7 protein-coding genes are annotated in these 12,894 nt (G+C 66.1%); all 7 read left to right on the top strand.

The window, feature by feature from the left end; genetic code table 11:
* The first annotated feature begins 80 nt into the window (after positions 1-80).
* The 7 genes from tagH (at position 81) to WDX12_RS13910 (ending at position 12,854) form a co-directional block, all read left to right on the top strand.
* Complete coding sequence (gene tagH, locus WDX12_RS13940) at positions 81-1,160, top strand: type VI secretion system-associated FHA domain protein TagH (protein WP_434725253.1); 1,080 nt, start codon at positions 81-83, stop codon at positions 1,158-1,160.
* A 298-nt stretch (positions 1,161-1,458) separates the two neighbouring features.
* A complete protein-coding gene (gene tssL / locus WDX12_RS13935; protein ID WP_434725252.1) occupies positions 1,459-2,991 on the top strand; it encodes a type VI secretion system protein TssL, long form in 1,533 nt (510 codons plus the stop codon).
* Positions 2,991-6,518: a type VI secretion system membrane subunit TssM gene (gene tssM, locus WDX12_RS13930; protein WP_434725251.1), complete on the top strand. Its 3,528-nt coding sequence runs from the start codon at positions 2,991-2,993 to the stop codon at positions 6,516-6,518. Before tssL ends, tssM begins: the two co-directional genes overlap by 1 nt.
* 117 nt (positions 6,519-6,635) lie before the next feature.
* Positions 6,636-7,415: a PP2C family protein-serine/threonine phosphatase gene (locus WDX12_RS13925; protein ID WP_434725250.1), complete on the top strand. Its 780-nt coding sequence runs from the start codon at positions 6,636-6,638 to the stop codon at positions 7,413-7,415.
* A complete protein-coding gene (locus tag WDX12_RS13920) occupies positions 7,412-9,910 on the top strand; it encodes a protein kinase domain-containing protein (RefSeq protein WP_434725249.1) in 2,499 nt (832 codons plus the stop codon). Before WDX12_RS13925 ends, WDX12_RS13920 begins: the two co-directional genes overlap by 4 nt.
* Before the next feature lie 11 nt (positions 9,911-9,921).
* Positions 9,922-10,416 (top strand): DUF1036 domain-containing protein, encoded by a 495-nt coding sequence (locus tag WDX12_RS13915; protein WP_434725248.1) that lies wholly within the window; start codon positions 9,922-9,924, stop codon positions 10,414-10,416.
* Complete coding sequence (locus WDX12_RS13910; protein WP_434725247.1) at positions 10,413-12,854, top strand: M23 family metallopeptidase; 2,442 nt, start codon at positions 10,413-10,415, stop codon at positions 12,852-12,854. Before WDX12_RS13915 ends, WDX12_RS13910 begins: the two co-directional genes overlap by 4 nt.
* The last annotated feature ends 40 nt before the right edge of the window (positions 12,855-12,894 follow it).

The raw sequence follows: 12,894 nt of genomic DNA, 5'->3' as shown, positions 1-12,894 counted from the left end.
CGAGAAGGCGCCTGGCGGCTTTCCACCCGGAATCGCACGTAAGATAAGCATTTGTTGACCAAGTTCGGCGACGCTTCCGGATGTTCATCTCTCTGCAGATCAGCAATGTCGACAAGTTGCCGGCCGGCACCGCCGCCAGCTATGCCGCCCGCGACCGCAGTTTCGAGATCGGCCGCGAGAATTGCGACTGGACGCTGTCCGACCCGGACAAGTTCATCTCGGGCCGACACTGCGAGGTCCGCTACCAGGCGGGTTCGTTCTGGCTCTACGACCTCTCGCGCAACGGCACTTTCGTCAACGGTTCGAACCAGCGCATGGCCGGGCCGCATCGGCTGGCCCAGGGCGACCGGCTGCTGATCGGCCGCTATGTCGTCGGCGTTTCGATCGAAGACGAACGGGCCGCGACAGGCCATCCGCAGACCAGGACCGGGTCGACACAACGCGAGCTGCCGCCCTCGACCGGCCGCCCGATGGATCCCGGCCACGAGCCATTCTTCAATCCGGCGGAGCAGCGCCCGATTGGGGCAGCGCCCGTCTCGACATCCTCGGCGTTGCAGCCCGGTCCGGCGGCCCCGGCCAATCGGCCGGCCGAAGCGGACGCGATGTTGCGGGAGATCGCCAGGGCGGCGGGCATCGCGCCTGAATTGCTGCAATCGCGCGACCCGCACGACATCGCAGCAGAGATCGGCGCGGTGCTGAGGACCACGGTCGAGCAACTGTCGCTGCTGCTCAAGGCGCGCGCGGCGGCGAAGGTGCTCGCCAAAACCGCGAACCGCACGATGATCGGCGCCGAGGACAACAACCCGTTGAAATTCGTGCCGGGTACCGACGACATTCTGGAGATCATGTTCGCCAAGCGCAGGGCGGGCTATCTCGATGCAAAGCACAGTGTCGAGGATGCGTTCCGCGACCTGAAGGCACACGAAATCGCAACCTACGCCGCCATGCAGGCCGCGCTCTCCCGGCTGCTCGACGACCTGTCGCCGGAGGCGATCGCCAAGAAAATCCCGCCCGCGTCCTTCTCGTCCAGGAAAAGCCAGGCCTGGGATGCGCTTGTCGCGACCTGGCGGGCGATGGAGGACAAGCACGAAAACGGCATGCTGGATGTCTTCCTCGCCTATTTCGCCGAAGCCTACGCCAAGGCCGGCAAGCAGAAATAGCCGCACGGGCACGGTCCGCGCCGGCTGTATGTGACGGGTCTCATAGAAGAAGCCGCTTCTTCGAGCATCTTGCTCTCCGATTTCAATCGGCGGCCCCGTTTCAATTGGGTATCCGGGCGACTAGAATGCGCAAGGAAGCTTGCCTGGCGGGCAAAGCGGCGTGGCTTGGGGCGTTTGCAGCAATGTCATGTTTCGGCGAGATGTGCCTTTCCATGCGGCCCGCCGCCAAAGCCCTGGCTGAGATGCGTTCCCGCGGTCGAAGGCATGCCTGTCGCGTTGCGACGGTGGGTCGTCGCCGATGAGCTCGAAGGACGATCCCTCCAAGCCGGCGGACAAAACCGTCATCCGTGCACCGCGGCCGAAGCAGAAGCCGCTTGCGGCTCCCGAGAGATCAAGTCCGGAAGCCGCGCGGCCTGCCCCATCGCCTGCCCGCGAAGCGACAGTTTTCGACCCCGGCGATGGCCGGCAGATCCCCACCGGCTGGTCGTCTGGAACCGTGCTCTTTCAGGCGCCAACTCCGGGAGCGGCCGCAAATGCGGCGCCGGGGTTGCAGCAGGATGCCCTTCTCAACGCCGCCGGCGGCGTCAACTACCCTGCGGCAAATCCGATCCTCGCCGCTGCGGCACCGCTGCTGATGCTCTTCGGCCAATTGCGGCTGATACCGGTTGAACGGCAAGCCGCACCCTTGGCGGAGCATATCGCCGACGCGATGGAGACCTTCGACCGCGCAATCGCAAAAGCCGGCATTGGCGAGGAAGACGCGCGGATCGCCAAATTCGCCCTTTGCGAAACCGCCGACGACCTCGTCGGCAACCTGCCCTGGCCAAGCAAGGACAGCTGGCTTCAGCACAGCCTGGTGGCCCGGTTCTTCCACAGCCAACCAACAGGCGCCGGCTTCTACGGAGCGCTGAACACGATCCTCGCCAAGCCGGAAGCGCATTACGACCTGCTCGAACTGATGCATGCCTGCCTGTCGCTGGGCTTCGAGGGCCAGTATCGGGGGCTGACGGGCGAACGAAACACGCTCGAGCGCGTCCGGCGCGACGTCTACGACACGCTGCGCTACTTCAAGCCACGCGCCAATGATGACATCTCGCCGCGCTGGCAAGGCATGGCGGCGGCAATGCCGAAGCCAAGGGCGCGGCTGCCGCTCTGGGCGGTCGCGGCCGCCGCGGCGACGCTGGTGACAGCGGCCTTCTTCGGACTGCGGGTGCTGATCACCGACGAAGGTGACGCGACCGCCGGCGAATTGCTGGCGCTCAACCCGTCGACGCCCGTCACCATAGAGCGCGCCAGCGTGGCGGCGCCCGCCGAACCGGCGCAACCCAGCCCGCCACCACCCACGGTTCCAGACACGACCCAGGTCGATCGCATCCGCGCGGCACTTGCCAAGGAAATCGCCGGCGGCGGACTGAGCGTCGGCGAGAAGGGCGAATTCATCGTCGTCGAGATCAACAACCAGCTCTTGTTCGCGTCCGGCCAGGCGGAACTGAAGCCGCAGTTCCAGCCAATCGCGGCCGATATCGCCACGGCGCTCGATGCCGAACCCGGGTCGATCCGGATCGTCGGCCACACCGACAATGTGAAGCCGAAGAAGTCGAGCCAGTTCAAATCGAATTTCGACCTTTCCGTCGCCCGCGCCAAAGCCCTCCAGGCGATGGTGGCCGAGCAATTGAAAGACCCATCACGGCTGAGTGCCGACGGCAAGGGCGAGGACGAGCCGATCGCCGACAATGGGACGGCGGACGGCCGCGCCAAGAACCGCCGCGTCGACGTGATGATCCCCAAACAGGAGACCTTGCAGACCAGCGCGGCGGAGAACGGCGACTGATGCGCTGGATGCTGCGGATCTTCAGCTTGGCTGCGCTTGCCGGTTTCTCGGCGGCGGTCTGGTATGCCGGGCCGCTGATCCGCTTCGCCGATACGCACCCGCTCGGGCCCGTGTGGCTCAGGGCCACGATCATCGGCGTCACGGTTGCGGTGCTCGCGCTGTTCTACGGGGTCCGCTTCTGGCAGCGGCGCAAGGCGCAAAAGGCGCTCGAAACGGCCATCGTGCGCAGCGACGAGCGCAACGACGATTCACAAGTGCTCGAAGCGCGCATGGGTGAAGCGATCGCGACGCTGAAGCGGACGAGCGGCAAGCGCAATTTCCTCTATGACATTCCCTGGTACATCATCATCGGCCCGCCCGGCGCCGGCAAGACGACGGCGCTGGTCAATTCCGGGCTGAAGTTTCCGCTTGCAGGCTCCGGCAGCGCGCAGCCGGTGGCCGGCGTCGGCGGCACGCGGTCCTGCGACTGGTGGTTCACCGACGAGGCGGTGCTGATCGATACGGCCGGCCGCTACACGACGCAGGAATCGGATCGCGAGCGCGACAAGGCAAGCTGGCTCGCCTTCCTGCGATTGCTCAAGAAACAGCGCACCAGGCAACCGATCAATGGCGTGATCCTGGCCGTCAGCCTTGCAGATCTGGTCGGTTTCGACGACCGGCAGCTCGACGCGCATGTCACCGAGATCAGAAGCCGCCTGCGCGAATTGCACGAGACACTGAAGATCCAGTTCCCGGTCTATCTGCTCTTCACCAAGGCCGACCTCGTCTCCGGTTTCATGGACTTTTTCGGCGATTTCGATGAAGCGCGCCGGCGCAAGGTATGGGGCGCGACGTTCCAGACCGCCGACCGCACCAAAAACATGGCCGGCGAGGCGCCGGCGGAATTCGACGGGCTGGCGAAGCGGCTCGCCGAAGAGGTCGCCGACCGCCTGCAGGAAGAGACCGACCCCGTAGTGCGCATCGCGCTGTTCGGCTTCCCGGCGCAGTTCAGTGCGCTGAAGAACCGGATAGCGCAGTTCGTCGGCAGCCTGTTCGATGCCTCGCGGAGCCAGGTCAATGTCAGCCTGCGCGGGCTCTATTTCTCATCGGGCACCCAGGAAGGCACGCCCTTCGACCAGGTGCTCGGCGCGATCGGCCGCAGTTTCGGCAGTGCCTCGCAAGCGCATCTTTCCGGCGCCGGCAAGAGCTTCTTCCTGCATGATCTGCTGGCCAAAGTGATCTTCCCGGAATCGGGCTGGGTGTCGTTCGACCGGGCGGCCGAGCGGCGCGCCAGGCTCGCCAGGTTCGGTAGCCTGGCCGCGATCGCGCTGGCGGCGTTGGCGGCGCTCGGCGTATTGGGCCTCAGCTTCTTCGCCAACAAGCAGCTGATCGCCTCCACAAGGCAAGCCATGGCGCATTATCGCGACAGCGCCGATACGCTGCTCAAGGGCACGACGGTGACCGACGTCGACCTCGAAAACGTCATCGGTCCGCTCGACCAGTTGCGCAACCTGCCGGCCGGGTTCGAAAACGGCGACCAGGCAAGGCCGATCGAGGAGACCTTCGGGCTCAGCCAGCGCGAGAGGCTGCTGTCCGCCTCCAAGACCGCCTACCGGCAAGCGCTGGAGCGAACCTTCCGCTCGCGGCTGCTGGTGCAGGCGGAGCGGACGATCCAGGCAAGGATGGCCGACCCGGTGGCGCTCTACGAACCGCTCAAGATCTACCTGATGCTGGGCGGCAAGGCGCCGAAAGTCGATGACGAACTGGTCGTCTCCTGGATGAAACAGGACTGGGAAGAGAACCGCTACCCCGGCGAGAACAACCGCGAGGGCCGCGCACAGCTCGAAAGGCATCTGCGCGCCATGCTTGCCCTCGACGACGCCTATGATCCAACCTTCGAGCTCAACCAGCCGCTGGTGGAGGCCGCGCAGCGCTCGCTCGGACGCATGAGCCTCGCCGACCGCGCCTGGGCGCAGATTAAATCGGCGGTCTACGCGGCAAGGCTGCAGGATTTCTCCGTCGCCGCGAAAGCCGGTCCGGAAGCGCAGCTGTTGTTCGAGCGCGCGGACGGCAGCGAACTTGCCGATCTTCAGGTCCCAGGCCTTTACACGCGCGCCGGGTTCAATCGCTTCTTCCTGCCGCAGCTCTCGCGCATCGCGCAGATGCTCGTCGACGACCAATGGGTGCTCGGCGGCGGCGGCGAGCAGGGCGGCATCGACCAGGACCTGCCCAAGCTCGGTCCCGAGCTCATCGACCGGTACGGCAAGGAATTCGCCGCCGGCTGGAACGGCGTGCTCGACCAGCTGAAGCTCAAGGCGATGCTGAAGGACAAGCCGCAATATCTGGCGCTCTCGGCCATCGCCGCGCCGGACTCGCCACTCGACCAGCTCTTCACCGCGATCGCCGATGAAACCGCACTGACGAAGGACAGCGCCGACGGGGGCGAGACCGGCACGGCGCAGCAGGATCCCGCCGCCATGGCCAAGGGCCTCGCCCGCATCGGCCTGCAGATCGCCGGCGGCAAGTCGCAAAGCCGCGCCGGCGCAAGCTCGGCCGTCGCGCAGAATGCCGGCGCGAGCGTCGAGGCGCAGTTCCGCTCGTTCCAGGCACTGGTCGGCGGGGCCGCCGGACGCCGGCCGCTCGATGCGCTGACGCAGAACTTCCACGACATCTTCCAGAGCCTGAAGCTCGCGGCCGATGTCCCCACGCAGACCGAGCGCGTCAACGCCAACCTGCAACTGCAGATCTCGACATTGCGCGCCAATGTCTCGCGCCTGCCCAAGCCGCTGGCGCGCATGGTCAACGCGGCGGCGGACGAGCTCGAAGGCAATGTCGCGGAAACCTCCGTCGCCAACCTCAACCAGACCCTCGACCAGACGGTGACGCGCGCCTGCGAGGAGGCCGTCAATGGCCGCTATCCCTTCACCCGCGACGGCACCGACGAGATCTCGATGGCGGATTTCACCAAGCTGTTCGCGCCGGGCGGCCTGATGGACCGCTTCTTCGCGCAGAACCTTGCGCCGCTGATCGACATGACCGGCCAGGAATGGGCCTGGAAGCAGGATGCGCGTTCCAGCAAGGACCTTGCAAAATCAACCTTGAAGGCGTTCCAGTCGGCGGCGGAGATCCGCAGCGCCTTTTTCCCCTCCGGCGGCTCGGTGCCCTCGGTCTCGATCACTATCACGCCGGCGTCGCTGAACAGCGAGGTCGACAGCGCCGTGCTCGACGTCGACGGTCAGACGGTCCAGAGCGCGCAGGCCGGCAACGCGCCGAGCATCGTGACATGGCCGAGCGGCGCCGCTTCCGGATCGGCGAGCCTCAGCCTCGTGCCGGAAATGCCTGGACGCGAGTCCGCGCTCAAATTCGAAGGGCCGTGGGCGTTGAAGCGGCTGTTCGACAAGGCGACCATCACGGGCGACGGCGCCAACACGGAAGCCCGCTTCGTGATCGGCGGACGCGATGTCGCCTATACGATCCAGACCGGCTCGGGCGCCAATCCGTTGCTGCTGCCGGCCTTGTCCGGCTTCAGCTGTCCGAAGGCGTTCTGAGATGACCGGATCGAGCCTTCATTTCGGTACTCTAATGTACACGCTTATGGCAGAGTGGCCTGGGCACGCGGCCCGTGGCTGGTCACAGAGGACGCTCGTGAAGCGCTTGGTGGCAAATTGAGCACTGTCGCCCTCCCCATCGAAAGCTTCGGCGTGAGCCACCAGGGCTGCGTGCGCGATCACAACGAGGACAACTACCTCATCGAACCGCAGACCGGGCTCTGGGTGGTGGCCGACGGGATGGGCGGGCACGAGGCCGGCGAAGTCGCCTCGGCCAGCATCGTCGATCACCTGGCGACGATCGGCATTGCGAGTTCGGCGCCGGATCTTCGCGCCCGCTTCGAGGACCGGCTCAGCCGCGCCAATGCGGAGATCCGCGACATATCGCGCTCGCGCGGCATCACCATCGGCTCCACTTTCGCGGCGCTGCTTGCCATGGATGGACGGTTCGCCTGCCTGTGGGCCGGCGACAGCCGCATCTATCTCGTCCGCAACGGCTCGATCTTCCAGGTTTCGAAGGATCATACCGAGGTGCAGGAATTGCTCGACCGCGGCATGATCAGCGCGGAGGAAGCGCGCACCTGGCCGCGCCGCAACGTGATCACGCATGCGGTCGGCGTCAACGATGAGCTCGAGATCGACTTTCAGCAAGGCGAGCTGATGGCGGGCGATGTTTTCGTCCTCGGCACCGACGGACTGACCGCGCATGTCAGCGACGCCGAGATCGAGGCCACGGTCAGGTCCGCTACGCCGCGGACGGCATGCCAGACCCTCCTGGATACCGTGCTTGAGCGCGGCGGAACCGACAATGTAACCATCGTACTCGTGAAGATCGGCGGCGGGCATAGCGGCGCGCAGCATTCGGATCGCTCCGGAGCGGAGGCCCTGGCCAGATGAGCGACGACGACAAGACGCGCATATCGACTGGTGTCACCTATACCGGGGTCGGCACGCAGCTCAGCGGCATCTACGAACTCGATGAGAGGATCGCCTCCGGCGGCATGGGCGAAGTCTATCGCGGCCACAACATCCAGACCGGCGACCATGTGGCGATCAAGATCGTGCTGCCCGAATTCGCCCGCGACCAGACGATCCTGTCGCTGTTCCGCAAGGAAGCGTCGATCCTCAACCATCTGTCGCATGATGCGGTGGTGCGCTACCACGTCTTCACCATCGATACGGGAATCGGCCGTCCCTATCTTGCGATGGAGTTCGTGGACGGCCAATCGCTGTTCGACGTCATGCGGCGCGGGCCGATGCAGGGAGAGGACGTGCGCCGGCTTTGCCATCGCCTCGCCTCGGGGCTCAGTGCGGTGCACCAGGCCGGCGCGGTGCACCGCGACCTCTCGCCGGACAACATCATCCTGCCCGGCGGCCGGGTCGAGCGCGCCAAGATCATCGATTTCGGCATCGCCCGGTCGGCCACCGTCGGCGGCGAAACGCTGATCGGCGGGAAATTTGCCGGCAAATACAACTACGTCTCGCCGGAACAACTCGGCCTCTATGGCGGCGAGGTCAGCGAGCAATCCGATATCTATAGCCTCGGGCTGGTGCTGGCCGCGGCGCTGCGCGGAAAGCCGCTCGACATGAGCGGCTCGCAATATGAGGTCATCGAGAAACGCCGGACCGTGCCGGACCTGTCGGATATCGATCCCGACTTTCATGAACTGATCTCGGCCATGCTGCAGCCGGATCCGCGCGACCGGCCGGCCAGCATGGCCGAGATCGCCAGGGCGACGCGCGGCGAGGACCTCGAGGCGACGTTGCCGCCGCCGGTGCCGTTCGGCGCGCGCGACCGCTCCGGCCTGCCGCGCGCCGGCTGGACAGCGCCGCCGGACTCCAAATCGCCGCCATCGGCGCCTCCCGGCGAGCCGCGCTTCGTCGAGCATGTGCGCCCCGCATATCTGTCGGAGCCCAAGCCCGCGCCGGCTGCCGCTCCGCCCAGCGCGCCCGCACCCAAAAAGGCTTCGCGGATGCCCGCCATCGCCGGCGGGGTCGCGGCGCTCGCTGTCCTGGCTGGAGGCGGCGTCTATTTCAGCGGCGTCCTGGCGCCGTCGCCGGTGACGGAAACATCGAAGCCGCTGACGCCGAAGCCGGTCGCGGAAGCCACCAAACCAGTGGCGGAAGCGCAGCAGCCGGAGGCGCCGAAACCCCAGCCAACGGCCACGCCTCAGCCGGAACCGCCGAAGCCTGATACGGCGAAGCCACCAGCCCAACCCGACGCGGAGGCCAAGACGCCCGTCAAGCAGCCGGCCTCGCCAGCCACCCAGCCACAGAGCGAGGCCAACAGCCAGGCGCATCTCCCACCGGTCGAGATCAAACCAGAGCAACCCCCGGCGCAACAGTCGCCGACGCCTGCGCCGGCTCCCGCACCGGAGGCGGTGGAAAGCCAGAAGCCGACACAGCCTGCAAGCGAGCCGGCGGCCAAGACGCCGGAACCGAGCCAGGCGGCTGAGAACAAGCCGGCGCAGGAGGCAAATCCGCCGGCGGCCAAGCCCAGCGTGAAAGACCTCGTGGACATGCTTTCCAAGCTGCCCAAGCCGAACGCTTCCCCGCCCCCCGCTACGGAAAACCGGGCGCAAGCGCAGCCGACCACTCCGCCGCCCGACCCGAAGGCACAGACCCCGACGGCCAGCCCGCCGGAAACGCAGACGGCTCCGACAGCGCAGCAACCGCCGGCGACCAAGCAGCCGGGTAACACCGACGTCGTCATCAATGTGCCCAAGCCGGCGCTTCCGTCAGCGGATGACAATATGGCCAAGTGGAACGACCAGCGCTCGTGGGTGCGCGATTTCAGCGGCGGCAATTGTTTTTATGCGAACGTGACATCGGGCCCCGGCGGCGCCCCGACGATCGAGGGATACGGAACCGCGGTCCAGCCCTTCGAACAATTGCTCAACGATTTCCAGACGCGGTTCCATATCGAGCCGGATATCAGCGTGCGCCTCATCACCCTGTCCCAGTGCGGAGTGCCCACGTTCCTGCGCTTCCTCGACCGGAGCTCGGCCGCGAAGCCGCAGCTTGTGCTGGACCGGACATCCATCCCGGACGGCTCGCCGGTCAGCGGCGCGCTGTATACGGGCGGGGGGCTCGTCTCGAACGTCATGCTGATCGACCACAAGGGCGTCGCCTTCAACCTCGACGACCGCATGGTGCCGCAAACCGACAAGGTGACCTTCAACATCCCGATCGGCCTCGCCGCCGCGGACAAGGCGGCCGGCAAGGCGGTGCCGCAGATCATGCTGGTGATCACCGGACCCAAGGACATCCAGGCCGCCATGTTCTCCAGGCCGACGCCGGCCTCGGAGCTTTTGCCAAAAATCCTCGAGGAGATCGAGGCCAATGGATCGCAGTTCTCCGCCACGGCCACGTATTTCCGGCTTGGCGGATAGCATGAACGCCGATGGATCTTCGTCGCTCGCGTTCTCTGTACCAGCCCTCGCCACGCAAGCAGCGTAGCCGGCTCCGATTGCTGTTGCCGGGCCGCGTGACGCTTGCCACGCTGCTCGGCGCGGCGCTGCTCTCGATCCTTTCGCCCGGCAGAGCGCGTGCCGAATTCACCGTCTGCAACCAGACGCTCGACGTCGTCAATCTCGCGGTGGGACAGAAGGTCGACAATGCCGACCAGACGGACGGCTGGTGGACGATCGGCGCCAACCAGTGCGTCAACGTCATCCGCGAGGAGCTGACCAACCGCTACATCTATCTCTACGCTACGGATGTCTTCGGCCATGCGATCCTCAACGGGTCGACCGAGATGTGCATCGACCGGAGGCGCTTCTCGATCCGCGGCATCGAGGAGTGCTGGCAGCGCGGCCATATCGCGGCGCGCTTCGTCGAGGTCGACACGCTCGAGCAAGTGCGCTGGACCTATTTCCTGACCGGGAACAGCCCTTGACGCACTCGATCGACACGAGCTTCAAGGCAAAGAAGCGGGCGCGCCAGGCCGAGCGCCGGCGCAAGCTCTGGCGCCGGGCCCTTGCCGGCCTTGCCACGCTCGCCGTCGTCGCTTTAGCCACCGGCTTCTATCTGACCAGGGACTACTGGTCGTTCGGCGACGAGGATGAAGAGCTGCAGCCGGTCGAGGGCATGGAAGACGTGCCGCCCGACGCCTCGGTCTATGTGCCGGCGATCATCGATCTCGCCGGCGATCCGATGTGGATCACGCTGGCGCCCGATGCCGACACAGCAACGAAGGGCAAGACCGTCGCGCGCCCGGCCGAGCTCGACAGTTCCGGGGCTTCGCCGCAGATCGAAATCCTCGCCGACGTGATGCTGAGCGCCAGCGAGAAGTTCATGACGACGATTCCCTCCACGCAAGAGGATTTCGCCTTCTTCCAGGCGCAGCGGCAGGCCGCTCCGAAACCTTCGGCAACGGCGCCCGATGATACGCAACCGGCCCCGCCCGTGCCGGCCACGGCGCCGGGCGATCAACAAGGCGATCCGCAAGGCGACCTTGAGAACGACCTGCAGGCGGCGCCGGACGAGAGCGATGCCGGCTCGGCGCCCAAGGCCGACGCCGACGACCCGGAGGCCGGCTGGGGCGAGACCATCGACCAGGGCGAAGCAGCACTCCCGGCTTTCAAGAAAACCGCGATCGAGAACAACACGACTGTCGCGACCGTCGCCAGCGAATATCAGCGCTTCGAGGCGACCGAGGACACTTTCGTGAAGATCCTCAATGACCGCAGCCTGGACAGCGTGGCACTCGACGCGCATTTCTCCGCCGACGACGCGAAGCTGGCGGGCGAAGCGCTGAAGGCGCTGTTCAACCGCGACGGGCTGGAGTCCGGCTTTGTCGTGGCCATGCGTGGGTTCCGGCCGAACCGCGAGACGACGACCATGTCGCTGATGCAGGTCTCCATCTACGCGAGAAACGTCTATGTCGGCACGCTGACGCGCAATGCGGCCGGCGCCTTCGTGTCGGGCGTCGACCCCTGGGTCCGCGAGGACCTCTTCAACTATTCGGGCGCCTCGGACCAGGGCGGGCCCAAGCGTCAGTACCGGCTGCTCGACGCGATCTATTCGACGGCGGCGCGCAACAAGGTGCCGACCAGCGTCATCGGCGAGGCGATCATGTATCTGTCGCGAGGACAGGACCTCGACGCCTTCGCCAGCGAGGACCAGCGTCTGGTGCTGATCTACTCGCAAACGCCGCGCGGCCAGGGCGAAATCTCCGGACGGGTGCTCTATGTCGGCGTCCAGGGCGCGGACAAGAGCCTCGACTGCTTCGTCTTCCAGCAGAGCGACGGCCAATATGCCTGCGTGACCGGCGACGACCAGGTCCGCTCGCTGACCGTCACCAACGGCATGGTCACGCCGGTCGCCGGGGTGATGACCTCGACTTTCGGCCCGCGCAAGCATCCGATCCTCGGCACGGTTCGAATCCACAAGGGCGTCGACTGGGCGGCGCCGGTCGGCACGCCGATCATGGCCGCCTTCGACGGCGAAATCTCGTTCCAGGGCGATGGCGGCAGCTACGGCAATCTGGTGAAGATCACGCATGCCAATGGCCGCGAGACGCGCTACGCGCATATGCAGAAATTTGCCATCGCCAGCGGCGTCGGCACCAAGGTGAAGGCCGGCGACGTCATCGGCTATATCGGCACCACGGGGCTTTCGACCGGCCCGCATTTGCATTTCGAGCTCTACCAGAATGGCGAGGCGATCGACCCGCTGGGGACGGTCACCACGGTCGCCACCGCCGTGTCAGTCAGTTCCGGTGGCTCCGGCGATGCCGCGGTCGAGACGCTGACCGAGCGGATCGTGCATGTCGAAAGCGGCGGTAGCTCTCGCGCCAAGAACCCGCTTTCCTCGGCAACCGGCGCCGGCCAGTTCATTTCCAAGACCTGGATCCGGATGATGAACACGTATCGGCCCGACCTTGCCCGCTCGCTGTCGACCGCCGACCTTTTGGCGCTTCGCTACGACGCGACGCTGTCGCGCGAGATGGTGCGCAACCTGGCGCGCGAGGGGGAAGCCTATCTGCGCGCCCGCGGCCACCAGATCACCGCCGGCCGCCTCTATCTTTGCCATTTCCTTGGCATGGAAGGGGCGCACCAGGTGCTGGCGGCGCCGGGTTCGTCGCAATTGAGCGCCGTTCTTGGGTCGGCCGTCATCCAGGCCAATCCGTTCCTGACCGGCAAGACCGCGAGCTACGTCGTCGACTGGGCCGAGCGGAAGATGGGACAGAAAGTGCCGCGCGTGGTTACCGACCAGGGCCAGCCGACGGCAACCACGACCGAAGTCCGGCAGACCTCCCCGGAATTTGAGAAGTACAAGCAGGCGATCACCGCGCTGATAGGCTCTATCCAGGATACGCTGGAGCCTGGTTAGTTCCTTAACACAGAAGTTTTGACCGATTGGCTATGTGTGC

The organism is Mesorhizobium sp. RIZ17, assembly GCF_051127865.1.
In the GTDB taxonomy this organism is placed as follows: domain Bacteria; phylum Pseudomonadota; class Alphaproteobacteria; order Rhizobiales; family Rhizobiaceae; genus Mesorhizobium; species Mesorhizobium humile.
This window is presented reverse-complemented; position numbering and strand designations above follow the sequence as displayed.